We start from the raw sequence: 20575 nt of genomic DNA, 5'->3' as shown, positions 1-20575 counted from the left end.
TTGATTATTCTTTATTTTGAGAAAATCGTTAGTCTTTAATTCGTTGTCGTCTATATGTAAAATGATGTTGTTTATATATTTTTTTTCCAAATTATTTTTGTTTGAAATACTTTGGGGTCATTAAATTGTAAATAACCAACATTATGAAACAAAATTTACGAGTGTTATTTTTGTTTTCTTTTTTTCTACTGTCTGTGCAATATTCTTTTGCTCAGGAAAAGGAGATTACTGGTACAGTAACTTCCAAATCAGATGGTATGCCGCTCCCTGGAGCTAATATATCAGTTGAAGGAACTACAAAAGGAGCACAAACAGATTTCGATGGAAAATACTCTATCAAAGCATCTCCTGGAGATGTACTTACATTTTCTTTTATTGGAATGACTACAAAGCAAGTAATTGTTGCGAATTCAAATGTCATTAACGTAGAACTTGAAGATAACCAAGAAGCATTAGATGCTGTAATTGTTACTGCACTTGGTATCAAGAAGGAAAGAAAAACACTAACGTATGCCGCACAAGATGTGAAAGGAGATGATTTAACTCGCGTGAAGCAAGTAAATCCTATTAATAGTTTATCTGGAAAAACTGCTGGATTGGCAATTACCAGAAGCTCATCAGGAGCAGGTGGATCTACGAAAGTTGTGTTAAGAGGTAATTCTTCTACCACTAATAACGATCCTTTATATGTAATTGATGGTGTGCCAATGCTTAATAATGGTAATGGTGCGCAGCCTGGAGGAGATATTTTTGGTAGCCAAATTGGTAACAGAGATGGAGGAGACATTACTTCACTTATCAACCCTGATGATGTAGAAAGTATTTCTGTGTTAAAAGGAGCTTCTGCAGCTGCTTTATATGGTAGTCAAGGTGCCAATGGTGTAATTCTTATTACAACTAAAACTGGAAAAGAAGGTAAGATCAATGTAAATTTTAGTTCAACCTTAACTATTGATGATGTTGTTTCATTGCCAGAATTACAAACTGAATATCAGTCGTTATCAGTAGGAGAACCAATTGCAGAAAACGGAAGAGTTACCGATCCTAAATCTTGGGGGCCAAGAGCAGGAGGTTTGTCAAATACAGTTGATGACTTTTTTGAAACAGGTGTAACTTCTATTAATGCTATTTCTATAAGTGCAGGAAACAAAAAAGCACAAACGTATTTTTCATTTGCCAACACCAATGCAGGTGGAGTAATGCCAGGAAATAGGTTGAATAGAAATGTATTGAATCTAAGAGAGACAGCAAGTTTCCTAAATGACAAAATACAGGTTTCTGCAAACATAAACCTATCTGATCAAAGAATATGGAATAGACCTACAAACGGATTATATTCTAATCCATTAACTGGTTTGTATCTCAATCCAGTAGGAATAGATTTGAATGCATACAAACAATTTGAGTATTTTAATAATGCAACAAATATGATGGATCAATATGCAACTTCTTTTGATGAAAATATTCAGCAAAACCCATATTGGTTAATTCATCGTAATCCAAGTAAAGATATTGCACAAAGAGTGTTAGCAAGTGTAAGTGTAAAATATCAAATAAGCGATAACTTCTCACTGCAATCAAGAGGGAGTTTTGATAAGTCATTCTTTACGTTTGACAAAAGAATGTACGCAGGAAGTGATTTAACGTTTGTGCCAGACACAGGAAGATACATTCTTGAAAAAACAGAAAACACTCAGCAATATGTTGACTTAATAGGAAGCTATACAAAACAATTCTCAGAAGATTTTGATTTTGGTGTTACTTTCGGAACAAGTCTTACTAAATATTCTATCGGTGACAGAGTAACTTTAGATTCAGGTACAAACGGAGGTTTACGTTTTCCTAACGAATTTACTATTGCTAACTTTGTACAAACCAACAATATCTCGCAAAGTGTAACCAACAGAGAAGTACAATCTGTTTTTGGTACAGCCAATCTTGGTTATAAAGGTATGTTATACTTAGATGTCACAGGAAGAACAGACTGGTCTTCAACTTTAGTGAACACGGCATCTAGTTCTTTCTTTTATCCTTCTGTCGGACTTACAGGTATTTTATCAAACATGTTTGAAATGCCAGAATATATCTCTTTCGCAAAAATTAGAGCATCATATGCAGAAGTTGGTAAAGACATTCCTGCGTATGCAACAGTTCCTTTAAGAACTATTAGCAATACAGGTTCTGCTGACCAAGCAACATTTGCACCTAGAGAAGGAGAAACCTTAGAGCCAGAAAATCAAAAGTCGTTCGAAATTGGAACAGAGTGGAGATTCTTTGGAAATAGATTAGGAATCGATTTTACATACTATAGTTCTACTACAGAAAATCAAATATTCTTTATCGCTGCACAACCAAATATTCAAGGATATACCCAAAATATTGTAAATGCAGGTGAAATCACAAATAAAGGTATTGAATTGATTGTGAATGCAAAACCGTATGTAAGTGACAACTTCAACTGGAATACAACCTTAAACTATGCGTCCAACAAAAACGAAGTAGTTTCTGTACATCCATCATTGGATAATGGAGAGGCTATTATCACTGCTCCAGGGGTAAATGGATATGGATATTCATTAATTGCTGGAGAAGAATTCGGAAGCATCCGTGCGCGTTCTGTGGTTAGAAATGCTGCTGGATTACCTGTAGTGACTGACGATGGAAGTGGAAACTTAACCATTGAAGCTACCGACTTCGAAACAGTAGCACAAGCACAACCAGATTTTACTTTAGGATGGAGCAATACATTTACTTATAAAGATTTTACCTTAAACTTTTTAATTGACGGAAAATTTGGAGGAGATGTAGTAAGTGTTACTGAAGCTGTAAATGATTTCTATGGAGTATCGCAAGCAACTGCCGATGCAAGAAACAACAATGGCGGAATGATCAATGTTGTAGATACTAACGGAAACCAACTTCAAATGACTGCGCAAGATTATTACACAAAAACAGGTGGTAGAGCAGGTTTATTAGGAGAATATGTATACGATGCAACCAATGTTAGCTTACGAGAATTATCGATAGGATACAAAGTGCCAATAAAAAGCGAATTCTTTGAATCCGTTAGCTTATCCGTAATTGCAAACAATCTTTTCTTTATATACAAAGATGCTCCATTTGATCCAAATATTGCTTCAAGTACAGGAATAGGATTACAAGGTGTTGATATATATGGTCAACCTTCTACACGAAGCATAGGTTTAAACATTAATGTAAATTTCTAAGAAAATGAAGAAAATAGTTATAAAATACTCGCTTGCCATTTTAGCGGTAATGAGTTTATCAAACTGTACGGATGACTTTCAAGACATCAATACAGATCCAAATGGGATAACTGAAGAAAGTCTAACCCAAATGAACAATAATGTAGGGAATGAATTTCAGCCTATGTTCCTAAATGTATTTAACGCAACTCCAGCTTGGAACTATCAATTACAACAAGGTCTTATTGGAGATGTGTATTCAGGATACATGACACCACCAACGCCTTTTGCTGGAAATGTAAACAATATGACCTATTCGCTTGTTGACGGATGGAATGGTTTCCCATGGGCAGATGCCTATCAAAATGTAATGCCACAAGCATTGAATATTAAAAATGCTGTAGCCTTGTCTGGAGATGACAACGCTATCAAATTTGTGCATTTAGCAAACATTATCAAAGTAACAGCAATGCATCGTGTGTCTGATATATACGGCCCAATACGTTATACAAAGTTTGATGATTTTGCAACCACAGGAGAATATGACGCTCAAGATGTAGCTTATCAAGCATTTTTTGATGATTTAGGTGCTGCAATCGATGGTTTAGAAGCTTTTACAGCAGATGTTCAATTTGTTCCTTTTGACAAATCAACCTTAGCGGGAGATATTTCAAAATGGAGACAATTTGCAAACAGCATACGATTACGATTAGCAATCCGTATTTCAAAAATAAACCCAACACTTGCCAAAACACAAGGAGAATTAGCTTTAGCTAGTAATGCAGGTTTATTAGAAACTGAAGATATGGTTGTAAATACAGGTTTCCCTCATCCTATCACAGTAATTAGCGGTTCTTGGGGAGATATTAGAATGGGCGCAGAGATGGAATCTATTCTAACAGGATATAATGATGGAAGAATAGAAAAATACTTCAATCCTTCTGTAGATGAATCTCTTGCAGGAGATTACAAAGGAATCCGTATGGGTATTGATATTGAATCAAAAGCACAGTACTTAGATCATGCATCTATTGGTAGTGTTATCAATGGTGAAACTATCACTTGGATGACCGCTGCTGAGGTACATTTCTTAAAAGCAGAAGCAGCTTTAAGAGGTTGGGCAGGAGCTGGTACAGCACAAGCTAACTATGAAGCTGGTGTTACAGCATCGTTTACACAACATGGAGTTTCAGGAATTTCAGACTATTTAGCAGACAATACAAGCACACCTAATGATTTTGTAGATGCATTATTCCCTGTAAATGATATAGCGTATGGAAGCGATGTAAAAATAGCTTACAATGCAGGAGGAACCAATGAAGAACAACTAGAACAAATCATTACGCAAAAATGGATTGCAATGTTCCCTGACGGACAAGAAGCTTGGAGTGAATTCAGACGTACAGGTTATCCAAGAATTTACCCTGTAGTTGTAAATAACAGCGGTGGAACTATTGATACAAACATTCAAATCAGAAGAATCAATTTCGTAGAAAACGAACGCAATACCAACAGTGCTAACGTAGAAGTTGCTGTAGGATTGTTAGGCGGTCCTGATAATGGTGGAACACGCTTATGGTGGGACACTGGAGGACCTAACTTTTAAAAATAACGCTCTCATATTTCAAGTTTAATTAGTTTATTCAGCGGGGACTTAGGTTCTGAGTCCCCGTTGTCTTACCCTACAAATTAATATAAAAAGGAAACATAATACCAATGGAAGTCGATTTTGCAGATTACAAAAACATTTCTTACACCAAAGCAGGGAAGTTTGAAGAAACACGTTTTGAAAAAGTACATAATGTCATTTTTGAAACTTCAAATGAAGCGTCTATTCTTGTTGCACAAGAAATTGCTTCTTTAATCAGAGAAAAAGAACTCTTAAACCTACCATGTGTTTTAGGGTTAGCTACAGGTTCTTCGCCTATCAAAGTATATGAAGAACTTGTAAGAATGCACCAAGAAGAAGGCTTAAGCTTTGCAAATGTAATTACATTCAATCTTGACGAATATTATCCTATGGATAGAAGTAATATTCAAAGTTATTATTACTTCATGCATGAACATCTGTTTAACCATGTCGATATTTTGCCAGAAAACATCAATATTCCAGACGGAAAAGTAAGTGCAGAAGATTTATATCAATACTGTATTGACTATGAACTCAAAATTAAAGATGTTGGTGGATTAGATTTTCAATTGTTAGGAATTGGAAGAACAGGACATATAGGATTTAATGAACCTGGTTCGCACTTAAACTCAGGAACGCGCATCATTACCTTAGACCATTTAACGCGTGTAGATGCTGCGCCTGCTTTTTTAGGAATTGACAATGTGCCAAGAAAAGCCATTACTATGGGAATTGGTACGGTGCTGAGCGCAAAAAGAATCATCCTATTGGCTTGGGGAATTAACAAAAGCGATATCATCAAACAAACCATAGAAGGTACTATCAGTGCTAACGTTCCAGCAACGTATTTACAACAGCATGAAAACACAACCTTCATCTTAGATAAAGAAGCCTCTTCTGAATTGACACGTGTCAAAACACCTTGGTTGGTAACTTCATGTGTATGGACTGAAGATTTAAAACTAAAAGCGGTGGTTTGGTTAAGTGAATTGCTTGAAAAACCTTTTCTAAAATTAACGGACAAAGACTATAACGACAATGGAATGTCAGGTCTATTAACGGAAGAAGGTTCTGCGTATGACATGAATATAAAAATGTTCAATAAGTTACAGCATACCATTACAGGTTGGCCAGGAGGAAAACCAAATGCAGACGATTCCAAAAGACCCGAACGTGCATTTCCTGCTAAAAAAAGAATCATCATTTTTAGTCCACATCCTGATGATGATGTAATTTCCATGGGCGGAACATTCGACCGTTTGGTAGAACAAGGACATGAGGTGCATATAGCATATCAAACCTCTGGAAATATTGCAGTATCTGATGAAGAAGCACTAAAATTTGCAGAAATCGCTAAAAACTTAGAGCCAAGTTCGTTAAATGTAAATGGAATTATCAACTTTTTAAACAACAAAAAAGATAATGACAGTGTAGATTCCTTAGATGTGCGAAAATTAAAAGGTTCAATCCGTAGAAGCGAATCATTAGCCGCAACGAGATACCTTGGATTAGAAGATAAGAATGTACATTTCTTAAACCTTCCATTTTATGAGACAGGAACCATTAAAAAAGGAAACCTAACTCAAAATGATATCCAAATTATGAAAGATATCATTGATGACATAAAACCACATCAAATATATGCTGCAGGCGATTTAGCCGATCCGCATGGAACGCATAAAGTATGTTTAGATGCACTCTTTATAACCTTAGAAGAACTAAAAAGCAATGATTACATGGACGATTGTTGGGTTTGGTTGTATCGCGGTGCATGGCACGAATGGGAATCATACGAAATAGAAATGGCAGTACCAATGAGTCCTGATCAAATACTAAAAAAACGACATGCAATCTTTTATCATCAATCGCAAAAAGATGGCGTGATGTTTCAAGGTGACGACTCCAGAGAATTTTGGGTAAGAGCCGAAGACCGAAATAGATTGACTGCTAAAAAATACAACGATTTAGGATTGGCAGATTATGCAGCTATTGAAGCCTTTAAACGCTATCATTTTTAAAAATGAAAAGAGGAATTACTCTTTTTACAATACTATTGGTTCTTTGCAATTGTACAAAAAAAGAAGCACTAGAAACCCGTATAGAAGGTACATGGAAAATGATAGCCGCCCAAACATTTGAAGGCGATAGTATCAAACATAAAGACTTAACAAATACAACGTTTATAAAAATTATCAATAAAAATCACTTTGCTTTTTTCAATCAAGAAAACAATAGCAATGCTAATTTTTACTGTGGTGCTGGCACCTATACTTTACAAGGAAAACACTATACCGAAACTTTGAATTTTACAGCGGTTGAAGCTATTAAAAATCATAGATTCTCTTTTACTGTTGAATTCAAGGGAGACACGTTGATTCAATCTGGATTTGAAAAGATAGAAGAAGCAGGGATTAACATACATATCACAGAAACATACATCAAACTAAAGAAATGAATAGAATTATTCTCATCATAATCATTGGACTTTTTAGTCAATTTGCAGCTTCTCAACATGCATTGTCAGAGAAGTATAACTTAATGCCTTGGCCACAAGAAATCCAAGAAAATAATTCTAAATTTAGCATCAATGAAGCACTTACAGTAGCCATTCTTGGAAACGATTCAAAAGGAAGAGTACAAAAAGCAACAACTAAATTTTTACGAAGATTAGCCGATAGAACAGGAGTCTTTATCAACACTGGTTTTCCTACTAAAAACAACACAGCTTCCATTAAAATTGATTTTCAAACAGTTTCAGATTTAACAATTAATCAAGACGAATCTTATAATTTAGACATAAAAAACAAGGAAGTTCTCATACAAGCAAAAACGGATGTTGGTGCTTTAAGAGCTTTAGAAACCTTATTACAATTAACGACATATTCAAATACTGAAAATTACTTTCCCGGAGTTACTATTCAAGATACGCCAAGATTTGTTTGGCGAGGTTTATTGATTGATGTAGCCAGACATTTTCAACCTGTCTCAGTTATAAAAAGAAATTTGGATGCGATGGCTGCTGTAAAACTCAATGTTTTTCATTGGCATTTAACCGACGATCAAGGATTCAGAGTTGAGTCTAACACGTATCCAAAATTACAAGAATTAGCTTCAGACGGATTGTATTATACACATGCACAAATAAAAGATGTGGTACAATATGCTTCAGATTTAGGAATCAGAGTCATCCCAGAATTTGATGTGCCAGGTCATGCTTCTGCTTTCTTATCTGCATATCCTGAACTGGGAAGTAAGGATAATTATACCTATAGTATCGAAAGATATGCAGGCGTTTTTGATCCTACGTTAAATCCAATAAAAGAAGAAACATATGTTTTTCTAGAAAAACTCTTTACTGAAATCGCTCCATTATTTCCTGATGAATACTTCCACATTGGTGGTGACGAAAACGAAGGAAAGCATTGGACAGAAAGCAAAGAAATTACAGCATTTAAGAAGAAGAACAATCTAAAAACGAACCATGATTTACAAACCTTTTTTAATATTCGACTGGAAAAAATATTGAAAAAACTAGACAAAAAGTTGATGGGTTGGGATGAAATCATGACGCCTACCATGCCCAAAACAGCTGTAATTCATTCGTGGAGAGGTACTCACGAAGGTTTAAAAAGTAGTACGCTTATTGAAGCTGCCAAAAAAGGATACAGCACGGTGCTTTCTAATGGATATTATATTGACCGAATGCTTTCTGTAAAACATCATTATACAGTAGATCCTATAGGTGATGCGGTATTGACAAAAGCAGAACGCAAACGAATCTTAGGAGCCGAAACTACCATGTGGAGCGAATTGGTAACGCCACTAACTATAGATTCTAGAATTTGGCCAAGAACTGCTGCCATTGCAGAACGTTATTGGTCTGCAAAAGAAGTAACAGATGTCGATAATATGCAGCGTAGACTTCAAAAAGTGAGTTTACAATTAGAAGAATTAGGAATCACACATATTCGTAATAAAGATGTCATTTTACGAAACATGACCAAAGGCAAAGACATCACTTCATTAATTACTTTATCAAACATTTGCGAACCTTTAAAAGTGTATTCTCGAAATAAAGGTGGAACAGAATACAAATCGTTTTCTCCATTTACATTATTTGCAGATGCTTGTGTTGCAGATGCCAAAGATGCTGTTGCTTTTAATAAAAATGTAACACAATATCTCAAGGATAAAAATAGTGACGCATCTTTTATAATTAATGAATATTTAGCGAAATGGACTGAAAATCATAAAGCATTCCAGAAAATTTCCAACAATTCAATACTACAGCCTTTAAAACCGCTATCTCAAAACCTAGCGGCTCTTTCTAAATCTTTGCAGACATCGCTTCAAAACAAAAAAATGACAAAGGAAGAATTTAGTCAATGTGAAAACTATATCAAACAACTCAAAGAACCATTTGCTGATACAGAAGTAGTAATCGTAGCTGCTTTGCAAAAACTCTTGCTGTATTGTGAAGCAAAGTATCTTGTTAAATAATAAAAAGATGTTCAACTCAAGTAAAAAACATACAAATGTTACACTAAAAGATATGGCAACAATCTTAGAGTTGTCCGTTTCTACCGTTTCAAAAGCGTTAAATGATAGTCCAGAAATCAGTGTTGCTACCAAAGAGAAAGTACATCAAGTAGCAAAATCTCTGAACTATAAACCCAATGTGATTGCTTCTGCATTGCGAAACAGAAGGAGTTTGATTTTAGGCGTGATTTTACCCGATTTAAAAGACACATTCTTTTTAGAGTCTTTAATAGGAATTACGGAAGAATCTTCTAAAAATGACTATAAAATAATGGTATATCAATCGTGTAACGACTACAAAAAAGAAATTGCATATACCAAATTATTATCGGAAAGTAATATTATTGATGGCTTGATATTTTCTTCTATAAAGCAAACTGAAACATCAAAAAAAGTAGCGCATATTAAAAGTGTTACGGAAAAAGGATTGCCTGTCGTATATATAAAAAACAATATCAAATTTTCTTCTGGTGAAGTCCAAAAAAACAATGCTTGTTCTCAAAAAGATGGGTTTAAAACTGGACAAAACTGTGTAAAAAAACTATTGAGGAAAATTGAAAACGAGCAACTAAACTTAAGTGCTTAAAACAATAAAAAGTGGACAGCGAAACCAACATATCATATACAAATCCGTATCACGAACTTATCAGAAAAACCACGTTTTCATCTTTAAAGCGGTATGACAAGTTTCTAAATTGGGTAAGTGGCGAATTCGATTTGTATTTACAAGATGAATCCAATGGATTGCATGTGTTCTTTCCAGAAGGAAAGTTTCACATTAAAAGTGATACGAAAAATGAAACTGCTGTAGTAGCTGAAATTCATTTAAAAAGCAAAGTGCTTCAAAAAGGCATTGATATGATTGAAGAAATCATGTCTGTGTACAATCTACTAGCAAAAAATTCTTAAACCTAAAAAAAATGGTATTAATAGCAGACAGCGGTTCTACAAAGTGCGATTGGATATTGTATGAAAACAAAGAAAAACAACCGTTACGAATCCGTACCAAAGGATTAAATCCTACCATATTATCAAAAAAAGCACTCCAAAAAATCATTACAGAAAATTCAAAACTAGCTGCATATAAAGATGAAGTTACATTTGTTTGTTTTTTTGGAGCAGGTTGTGGAACTGAGAAAAATCAAGGGAAAGTAGCGCATATTTTAAATACATTCTTTGCAAACGCTAAATCAATTGTAAGAGAAGATATTATGGCTGCTGTATGGGCAACAACCAACGAACCTGCGGTCGTGGGTTTTTTTGGAACAGGTTGAAATTGCTGCGATTTTTACGGAAAAAAAACACATACAAAAATTCCATCGCTAGGATATATTGTGATGGATGAAGGAAGTGGGAATTATTTCGGTAAAAAATTACTACAAGGCTATTACTATAAAAAAATGCCCGAAGAATTACGGTTATCTTTTGGAGCTGCTTTCAACTTAAAAGAGAAGAAAGTCATTGACAAATTGTACAAATCTGCGACACCAAATAAGTACTTAGCTGAATTTGCAAAATTCATGTTTGAAAATGAAGAACATCCATACATTGCCAAATTACTCGCCAAAGGCATGGAAAAATTTATAGAAAATCATATTCTACAATATCGAGATGAACTCAAAAAAGTCCCATTACATTTTGTAGGTTCTATTGCGTATCATGGAAGAGATTTTATAAACAATGAACTGGCTAAAAAAGGCTTGTTAGCAACCAGTTTTGTAAGAAGACCCATGGAAAATTTAATTCATCACTTGCGTGAAGATAATTTTCACGTAGAACTAAATTAATTTAAATTTTAAAGTCATAAGTAGGATAAAAGATTAGATAAGTGTTTTATTAGCAAAACAACCCAAATGACAAAAAAATTACTAGTATTACTTACGCTTATTCTATCTTCTTACATACTAATTGCACAAGACACTAAAAAGGTATTATTCTTAGGAAACAGTTATACGGCATCTAATAATTTGCCTTCAATGATAAGCAACATGGCGAATAGTACTGGAAATACACTTATTTATGACTCCAATACTCCTGGGGCTTATCGCTTAATGAATCATGCTTCCAATACCACAACGATGAATAAAATTAATGCAGACAATTGGGATTATGTCACTTTGCAAGCTCAGAGTCAGGAAACTTCATGGGGACAAGCGCAAATGGAAGCCGAATTATATCCGCATGCAGCAACGTTAATTAATGCTATACGTACAAATAATGCTTGTACATTACCTTTATTTTACATGACATGGGGACGAGAAAATGGCGATGTAAATAACTGTGCAACTATTCCATGGGTGTGTACGTACGAAGGTATGGATGACGCAATCAAAGCCACGTATATTTTGATGGCAGAACAAAACAATGCGCAAGTATCTCCTGTTGGAGCTGTTTGGCGTTATATACGTGCCAATCTGCCAAATGTTGATTTATATTCAGGAGATGGTTCTCATCCTTCTCTAGCTGGTTCGTATGCAGCAGCTTGTACATTTTACACCATGATTTACAAAAAAGATCCAACGCTTATTACTTGGAATTCTTCTTTGCCTACCACTACTGCTAATGCTATAAAAATGGCTGCTAAAACAGTTGTTTTTGACGACTTAAACGCTTGGAACTTTACAGCATATTTTGATCATACCACTAATAACAATGAAGTAACATTTACTTCTGATAATGAATATGAAAATCTAACATGGAACTTCGGAGATAACACAACTTCAACAGAAGAGAATCCAGTACATAATTATCAAGCAGTTGGTGATTATCCAGTTACGCTTACAGTCACAAAATGCGGAGAAGAACACACATATACCAGAACAATAAGTATAATTTCTTTAAGTGTTTCTGATACTACTATTAATACCGTTAAAATCTATCCAAATCCAGTGAAAAATGAAATTCACATTATAAGCGAAACACATCCATTAATCAACATCGAAATTTTTGATGTCAATGGAAAATTAGTACTTACAAAAAATAATAATCTAGAAGTAATAGCTGTAAACAAATTACGTGCAGGTGTATATTTTGTAAAGCTGTATGCTAAAAACAGTAATGAAACAAGGAAGTTTATAAAAGAGTAGTTTTTGTGTAACATTTCAAACTTCTCATTTAATTCCCTAGTTTTATAGACATCTTAACCAAACCAAAAAAAGAGAATGAAATCGAGAAGAAATTTCATAAAAAAAGTAGCCGCTGCTGGAGTAGGTATTTCTATGGTTCCCAATATTGCTTTTGGATCTGTACTAAATGCTGACAAACAAAAACTGAAACTAGCTTTTATAGGTGTAGGACTCAGAGGAACAAATCATCTAAATAACGCTTTACAACGCAAGGATATTGAAGTCACTGCTATCTGTGATATTGATCCAAAACGAATAGAAATAGCCTTAAAAAAGATTAATGAAGCTGGTTTTAAAAAACCGAAAGTCTTTGGCAAATCGGATTATGATTATAAAAATCTTTTAAACGTAAAAGAAGTAGATGCTGTCATCATATCAACACCCTGGTTATGGCATACCAGAATGGCCGTAGATGCTATGAAAGCCCGAAAATACACAGGTTTAGAAGTTTCGGCAGCCAATACCTTAGAAGAATGCTGGGATTTGGTAAATACACACGAAGCTACAGGAAGTCATTTAATGATTCTTGAAAATGTAAACTACCGTAGAGACGTCATGGCAGTACTGAATATGGTACGCCAAAATGTGTTTGGTGAATTGGTGCACTTTCGATGCGGTTACCAACATGATTTACGCTTTGTAAAACTAAATGATGGAAAAACACCGTATGGAAAAGGTGTTGAATTTGGAGAAAAAGGAATCTCAGAATCTAAATGGCGTACACAACATTCCGTGCTAAGAAATGGAGATGTATATCCTACACATGGTGTTGGACCAGTGGCAACGATGTGTGATATCAACAGAGGAAATCGTTTTGTATCCTTAACCTCAAACGCTACAAAAGCTATTGGACTTCATAATTACATTGTAAAACACGGCGGAGAAGATCATCCGAATGCCAAAGTAAAATTCAAGCAAGGTGATGTCATTACTACAACGATTGAAACGGCCAAAGGAGAAACGATTATTGTAACGCATGATTGTAATTTACCAAGACCGTATTCATTAGGATTTAGAGTGCAAGGTGCCAATGGTCTTTGGGAAGTAGATGGAAATAGAATCTATATAGAGGGAAAATCAGAACCACATCGTTGGGATGTTGCTGATGAATGGCTTAAAAAATATGATCATCCATTATGGCAAAAATATGGAGATTATGCAGCAGGTTCTGGCCATGGCGGAATGGACTTTTTTGTGTTAAATGCTTTTGTTGAATCTGCCAAAGAAAATATTGCCCCACCATTAGATGCATATGATGCAGCAGCGTGGAGTGCTATTACACCACTTTCGGAAGCTTCTATAGAAAACAATGGAGCTCCACAGGATTTTCCAGATTTTACACGAGGAATGTGGGTAAAACGAACGCCATACAATTGGATTAAAAATACATACTAATGAAGGAAATAGTATCACTAGCTCCTGGAAGAACTTGTCTTTTTGGCGATCATCAAGACTATTTAGGTTTACCAGTCATTGCATGTGCCATTGATAAATCCATACGATTAGTAGCAGTAGAAAACAATTCAGAATTTTTCAATATATCTAAACCAGATATTAATGAAAAAAGAATGCTGCAAATTGATGTGGTGACAGAAAATACAAATGTCATTGGAGATCACTTTTTGGCAGTTTTAAAAGTGTTACAAAAGTATGACTGTATTCCAAATAAAGGATTCGATATTACCATTACAGGAACAATTCCCATAAACGCGGGACTTTCGAGTTCTTCGGCAGTTGTCGTAGCTTGGACACAATTTTTGCTAGAAGCATTTGGATGTAATCAAAAAATAACCCAAGAATTTATTGCGCAAATAGCCTATGAAGCAGAAGTTGTTGAGCAAAAATCATCTGGTGGAAAAATGGATCAATATAGTATTAGTTTGGGTAATATTATCTACTTAGAAACGGACGAAAGCTCAGCTTATGAAACCATTCCTAAAAAACTACCTGGACTGATTATCGGAGAATCAGGCATTCCTAAAGACACTTTAGGTACACTAAAAGAGTTAAAAGAAAACGCGATACTATCCATTGAAAAAGTAAAAGAATTTGATGCCTATTTTGACATACGAAATGTTCAAAAAAGTAATTTAGAAACCTATGAAAATTATTTAGCCACAACATTACAGCCGTATTTCCGTGCCGCTGTTTTAAATTATTTGATTACGCAAAAAGCATTGGTTGAATTTCAAAAAGAAGTACTCAATTATAAAACAATAGGTGATTTGATGTATCAACATCATGAAATATTGAGAGACTTATTACACATTACGGTTCCAAGAATAGACAATATGGTTGATGCCGCTATGAATGCAGGAGCGTTGGGCACAAAAATAGTAGGATCTGGAAAAGGAGGAAGCATAGTAGCCATAGCTCCAGAAGGAAAAGAACAACAAATAATTGATAGCATCAAACAAGCAGGAGCTGTTGATGCGTATTTAGTATCTATTGATATAGGTGCCAGAATAGCATATAATTAGCAGAAACATGCATACAAACTTAATCATATTAGCAGGTGGCGCTTCTTCACGAATGAAAAAGCAAACTACAGGTAATAACTTAAGTGTGCAAGAAATTGCAGAAGCCAATCAACGCAGTAAAAGCCTTATCAGCCTAACTCCTGATGGAAGACCAATACTGGATTATTTGTTGTACAATGCAAAACAAGCTGGCTACAAAAACATCTATATAGTTGTTGGAAAACAAAGTGAACTGTTTAAAAAGTTCTATGGAAGTAAAGAAAAAAACAATGATTTTCATGGACTCAATGTTTCTTTTGCAACACAACATATTCCGAAAGAAAGAACCAAACCTTTTGGTACGGCTGATGCTGTATATCAAGCAGTGATGCAATATCCAGCATTGAATACTTATTCTTATACGGTTTGCAATAGTGACAATTTATATACTACTGAGGCATTTTTAGCTTTACGAAAAACGACGAGCGATCATGCTTTTATAGCATACAATAGAGATGCTTTGGAGTTTTCTACAAAACGAGTTGCACATTTTGCATTGGCTAAATTGAATCCTGAAAATCAATTAGTAGACATTATTGAAAAACCTGAATTGGCAGCAGTTGATGGTTATAAAGATGCTTCTGGCGTATTGCGAGTGAGTATGAATATCTTTAAATTCAAAGGTTCCACCTTTCTAAAATATCTCAAAAACTGTCCAATACATGTTACCAGAAACGAAAAAGAATTGCCGACGGCTTTGCTAAACATGATTAAAGAACATCCAAATACTGTTGTAGGCATTCCATTCTCGGAACATGTTCCTGATTTAACAGCAAAAGATGATATTGCCATTGTTAAAAATTACTTAGCCAAGCATTATAAAACTTTAGATTGGAACTTAGCATAAAACTTCTGAAATGAAATTTTTTAAACAACATAAAATCTTCTACGTATTACTTGTTCTTTTTGGTGTTGGTTGTGCCAAAAAAACACCAGAAAAAAGTGATACATTATTTAGTGTGATCGATAATGAACATACAAATATTCATTTCAAAAATGAAGTGCAAGAAAACCTCTATTTTAATTTCTTAAACTATTCTTATATCTACAATGGTGGCGGAATTGCTGTTGGCGATATTAACAATGACGGATTGGAAGATTTGTACTTTTCTTCGAATCAAGGAAGCAATGCGTTGTATTTGAATAAAGGCGATTTTAGGTTTGAAGACATTACAAAAAAAGCGGGAGTTTCTGATGAAAATGGTTGGACAACTGGTGTAAGTATGATTGATATAAATAATGATGGTTGGCTAGATATTTATGTATGCAAATCAGGATCATTAAAAAATCACAATCTTCGAAAGAACAAATTATTCATCAATCAAAAAGACAATACGTTTAAAGAAAGTGCAGCGGCTTATGGTTTAGATCATTTTGGATTTTCTACACAAGCTTATTTCTTCGATTATGATGCTGATGGAGATTTGGATATGTATTTGGTAAATCATCGTTTTGACTTTCAGAACAATACCAATATTGACCCGCGAATTCAGCAACGCAAAGAACCGTTCAATTCCGATCAACTATTTAGAAATGATGGAAAACGTTTTACAAATGTAACAAGAGCTGCAGGTGTTGAAAACAAAGCTTGGGGATTAAGCGCTTCTATTGGAGATTTTAACAATGATAATCTTCCAGATATATATGTGGCAAATGACTTTTTAGAACCTGATTTTTTATACATTAACCAAGGTGACGGGACTTTTAAAGACGAAATTCTAGAACGTTTCAAACACATTTCTGCCAATAGTATGGGATCGGATTTTGCAGATATCAATAACGATTTACAACCCGATTTGATTGTATTAGATATGCTCTCGGAAGATCATGTAAGAAGCAAAGAAAACATGGCTGCCATGAGTACAGAAAACTTTCAAGCAGTTGTAAAAGCAGGATATCATCATCAATACATGTCTAATATGTTGCAACTCAATAACGGAGATGGAACGTATAGTGAAATCGGGCAATTGTCAGGTATTGCCAAAACAGATTGGAGTTGGGCGCCTTTGATTGCCGATTTTGATAATGATGGATATAATGATGTGTTTGTAACCAATGGAATTGAGCACGATCTGTCCAATCAGGATTTTCGAAATAAAATGAAGACGAATATTCAAAATCGAAAAAAAGTATCCTTAGAAGAAGCAATCAATATGATGCCTTCAAATACGTTGAGCAATTATATTTTTCAAAATAATAAAGACTTAACGTTTGCGAATAAAACTAAAGATTGGGGATTTATAACAAAAATAAATTCTAGCGGCGCTGTGTATGTTGATTTGGATAACGATGGCGATTTAGATTTGGTAACCAATAATCAAGATGCAGAAGCGCAGGTGTACAAAAATTATTCTGAGGCAAACTCCATTACATTTTCATTTGTGGGAACTCCGCAAAACATCAATGGTATTGGAACTACAGTGCATGTATATGCAAACGGATTGCAACGATCCAAAACTTTGGAACTAAGTAGAGGTTATCAATCTTCGGTAACAAATACATTGCATTTTGGTTTAGGTGAACTTACAAAAGTTGATAGTGTAAAAGTATGGTGGCAAGACGGTAAAAAACAATTGCTTTCTAATGTTTCAGTTGACAAAAACATTGCGCTAAATTATAAGGATGCGACCCATGAAAATGGGCAACACTCAAAAGCTATGACTTTGTTTGAAACAATTGAACCAAAAGACTTAGGAATTTATTACGTTCAAAAGGAAAATGACTTTAACGATTTTGATTTGCAAGTATTGTTACCGCAAAAGCAATCTGAAAAAGGAAGACCTTTAGCTGTAGCTGATGTTAATAATGATGGTTTAGATGATTTCTTTGTGGGAAATGCAAAAGATGTTTCAGGAAAGTTATTCGTTCAAAAAAATGATGGAACATTTACGGAGAAAAGTCAAAAAACATTTGAAGCAGACAAAAATTTTGAAGATACAAATGCACAATTCATAGATGTTGATAACGATAAAGATTTGGATTTGTACATAACATCGGGAGGTTATGAACATCAGGAAAATAGTCCGCTTTTACAAGATCGTTTGTACATAAATGATGGAAATGGAAACTATACAAAATCCAATCGTTTGCCAAAACTTTACTCTAATACAAAGGCGATTGCAGCAGCAGATTATGACAATGATGGCGATATTGATATTTTTATTGGAGGAAGCACCAAGCATGGAAAATATCCGCTAGCAGAAACGTCATATATATTAAAAAATGATAACGGAACGTTTGTTAATACCAATGAAGAAATACTTTCTGAATTGCGACTTGTAAATGATGCTGTATTCTCGGATTATGATGCAGATGGCGATTTGGATTTGCTTCTCGTTGGTGAATGGATGCCAGTAACTATTTTTGAAAATACGAATGGGAAATTTAGTAAAAAGAACCTTTCCGAACTCAAAAACACGAGTGGTTGGTATCAATCTATTACAGCTAGTGATATGGACAACGATGGCGATCAAGATTATATCATAGGAAATTGGGGAACGAATAATAAATTTCATCCAACAGAAGAAAAACCATTACATATCTATGCTGGAAATTTTGATCAAAATGCTTCTTATGATATGGCGTTGAGTAAAGTTTCTAAAACAGGTGAGTTACTTCCAGTACGTGGAAAACAATGTTCTACTGAACAGACTCCAATTTTAAATAGTAAAATAAAAACCTATAAAGAGTTTGCTGCTTCTACATTATCTGAAATATATGGGCAAGAAAACTTAGCAAATGCAACACATTTTGAAGTGGAAAATTTTAAATCGTTTATGTTAAAAAATAATGGAGAAGGAAAATTTGACATTCAAATATTACCAAGTCATGCACAGTTTGGACCAACCTTAAGTAGTACCACTCACGATTTTAATAACGACGGTTATATGGATATTTTAGGTGTTGGAAATATCTATGATGCTGAGGTAGAAACTATTCGTTATGATGCTTCTAAAGGCTATTTATTATTAGGGAATGATAAAGGAGTCTATCAATATGTAAAAGATACTAGTTATTTCAATAATTCCGAAGCCAAAGCCATTCAGAAAATTACAATAAACGATAAAACTCATTTTATTATTTTGAATAAAAATGCCGAATTTAAACTTTTAAAACTTAATTAATGTGAGTTCAAGAAAAAAAACATTTGTCAATTCTATTTAACCAACAATTGGTATAATTTTTTAAAATCAAACCGCTTTCAAACTTGAAGGCGGTTTTTTATTGAAACTAAGCTGCAATAAAAAAATCTTTCATATTTTTGCAACCAAGTTGCATTAGTCGTATAAAACGGCATACCAAGAGAATTAGTGATAATAAAAAATTAGAAAAATGATCGATCAAAAACTTCCAGTAACTGTATTAAGTGGTTTTTTAGGAGCAGGAAAAACTACCTTACTCAACCATGTTCTTCATAATAAACAAGGATTGAAAGTAGCTGTCATTGTGAATGATATGAGTGAAGTAAATGTAGATGCAGAACTAGTTAAAAGTGAAAATACCTTGTCTCGTACTGAAGAAAAACTTGTAGAAATGAGCAATGGTTGTATTTGTTGTACACTACGAGAAGATTTGATGGTAGAAGTAGAGCGATTGGCAAAAGAGAATAAATTTGATTATTTATTGATTGAAAGTACTGGAATCAGTGAACCTATTCCAGTTGCGCAAACCTTTTCTTTTGTGGATGAAGCAAATGGTATCGATTTATCTCGTTTTAGTTATGTAGATACGATGGTTACTGTTGTGGATGCTTTTAACTTTTTTAAAGATTTTGGAAGTCCAGAAACCTTAATGGATAGAGATTTGACAGATATGGAAGGAGATTATCGAACCATCGTAAATTTGCTTACTGATCAAATTGAATTTGCCAATGTCATTATTCTGAATAAAACAGATTTAGTACAAAAAGAACACTTAGGAGTTTTACGTGCGATGATTCATAAATTAAACCCAACTGCTAAAATCATAGAATCTTCATTCAGTAAAATTGACCCAAAAGAAATACTTCATACTGGCTTATTTAACTTTGAAGAGGCGGAACAAAGTGCAGGATGGATTGAAGAATTGAACAAAGAAGAGCACACGCCAGAAACAGAAGAATATGGAATTAGTTCGTTTGTCTATCGAAGTAAAAAACCGTTTGATCCTGCTCGTTTTATGAAATATGCAGCGCAAAAATTTCCAAATACTATTATTAGAAGCAAAGGTTTGTTTTGGATAGCATCCAGACCAAATCAAGCTTTGATATGGGGCCAAGCAGGCGGTTCTTTACGAACTGATAATGCAGGCGTTTGGTGGGCTAGTATGCCTTTTGAAGAACGTTTCCAATATGGACCTTTTATTCATAATCAAAAAGAAATTGAAAGTGATTGGGATGTTACTTTTGGCGACCGAAAAAATGAAATTGTCTTTATAGGGAAAGATATGAATGAAGCCCTAATTAGATCTGATTTAAATTCTTGTTTATCAACCGATGAAGAGTTAGCAACTCAGCAATGGGAAAATGGATATCAGGATAATTGGCCTGTTCAGAGAATGAATTAAATTTGACCAAAA

15 protein-coding genes are annotated in these 20575 nt (G+C 34.4%); all 15 read left to right on the top strand.

Translation table 11 applies throughout. The features are described from left to right. Window positions 1-143: 143 nt before the first annotated feature. The 15 genes from MK119_RS05970 (at window position 144) to MK119_RS05900 (ending at window position 20563) form a co-directional block, all read left to right on the top strand. The gene (locus tag MK119_RS05970) at window positions 144-3227 is read left to right on the top strand and encodes a SusC/RagA family TonB-linked outer membrane protein (protein WP_290671828.1); all 3084 of its coding nucleotides are present in this window, start codon (window positions 144-146) and stop codon (window positions 3225-3227) included. Between the two features lie 4 nt (window positions 3228-3231). Then, window positions 3232-4812 (top strand): RagB/SusD family nutrient uptake outer membrane protein, encoded by a 1581-nt coding sequence (locus MK119_RS05965; protein ID WP_290671826.1) that lies wholly within the window; start codon window positions 3232-3234, stop codon window positions 4810-4812. Between the two features lie 110 nt (window positions 4813-4922). Then, window positions 4923-6854 carry a glucosamine-6-phosphate deaminase gene (nagB, locus tag MK119_RS05960; protein WP_290671824.1) on the top strand — a complete coding sequence of 644 codons (1932 nt, stop codon included), beginning with the start codon at window positions 4923-4925 and terminating at the stop codon, window positions 6852-6854. 2 nt (window positions 6855-6856) lie between these two features. After that, complete coding sequence (locus tag MK119_RS05955; protein WP_290671822.1) at window positions 6857-7291, top strand: hypothetical protein; 435 nt, start codon at window positions 6857-6859, stop codon at window positions 7289-7291. After that, on the top strand, window positions 7288-9336 hold the full coding sequence (locus tag MK119_RS05950) for a family 20 glycosylhydrolase (protein ID WP_290671820.1): 2049 nt from the start codon (window positions 7288-7290) through the stop codon (window positions 9334-9336). Before MK119_RS05955 ends, MK119_RS05950 begins: the two co-directional genes overlap by 4 nt. 52 nt (window positions 9337-9388) lie before the next feature. Then, window positions 9389-9961: a LacI family DNA-binding transcriptional regulator gene (locus MK119_RS05945; protein ID WP_290671818.1), complete on the top strand. Its 573-nt coding sequence runs from the start codon at window positions 9389-9391 to the stop codon at window positions 9959-9961. Window positions 9962-9972: 11 nt separating this feature from the next. Continuing rightward, entirely contained in the window at window positions 9973-10284 is a 312-nt protein-coding gene (locus MK119_RS05940) for a hypothetical protein (RefSeq protein ID WP_290671816.1), read from the top strand. 11 nt (window positions 10285-10295) lie between these two features. Further along, entirely contained in the window at window positions 10296-10649 is a 354-nt protein-coding gene (locus MK119_RS05935; protein ID WP_290671815.1) for a hypothetical protein, read from the top strand. A 63-nt stretch (window positions 10650-10712) separates the two neighbouring features. Continuing rightward, window positions 10713-11162, top strand: coding sequence for a hypothetical protein (locus tag MK119_RS05930; protein ID WP_290671814.1), 450 nt, complete (start codon window positions 10713-10715; stop codon window positions 11160-11162). Between the two features lie 66 nt (window positions 11163-11228). Further along, on the top strand, window positions 11229-12461 hold the full coding sequence (locus tag MK119_RS05925; protein WP_290671812.1) for a T9SS type A sorting domain-containing protein: 1233 nt from the start codon (window positions 11229-11231) through the stop codon (window positions 12459-12461). A 75-nt stretch (window positions 12462-12536) separates the two neighbouring features. Then, complete coding sequence (locus MK119_RS05920) at window positions 12537-13895, top strand: Gfo/Idh/MocA family oxidoreductase (RefSeq protein WP_290671810.1); 1359 nt, start codon at window positions 12537-12539, stop codon at window positions 13893-13895. Continuing rightward, window positions 13895-14980 carry a galactokinase family protein gene (locus MK119_RS05915; RefSeq protein ID WP_290671808.1) on the top strand — a complete coding sequence of 362 codons (1086 nt, stop codon included), beginning with the start codon at window positions 13895-13897 and terminating at the stop codon, window positions 14978-14980. The genes MK119_RS05920 and MK119_RS05915 overlap by 1 nt, the downstream gene beginning before the upstream one ends. 7 nt (window positions 14981-14987) lie before the next feature. Continuing rightward, entirely contained in the window at window positions 14988-15866 is an 879-nt protein-coding gene (locus tag MK119_RS05910; protein WP_290671806.1) for a sugar phosphate nucleotidyltransferase, read from the top strand. Between the two features lie 10 nt (window positions 15867-15876). Beyond that, a complete protein-coding gene (locus tag MK119_RS05905) occupies window positions 15877-19143 on the top strand; it encodes a VCBS repeat-containing protein (RefSeq protein WP_290671804.1) in 3267 nt (1088 codons plus the stop codon). Window positions 19144-19351: 208 nt separating this feature from the next. Further along, entirely contained in the window at window positions 19352-20563 is a 1212-nt protein-coding gene (locus MK119_RS05900) for a GTP-binding protein (RefSeq protein ID WP_290671802.1), read from the top strand. Window positions 20564-20575: the final 12 nt, after the last annotated feature.

The sequence above is a fragment of the Kordia sp. genome, assembly GCF_022447245.1.
Taxonomy (GTDB): domain Bacteria; phylum Bacteroidota; class Bacteroidia; order Flavobacteriales; family Flavobacteriaceae; genus Kordia.
This window is presented reverse-complemented; position numbering and strand designations above follow the sequence as displayed.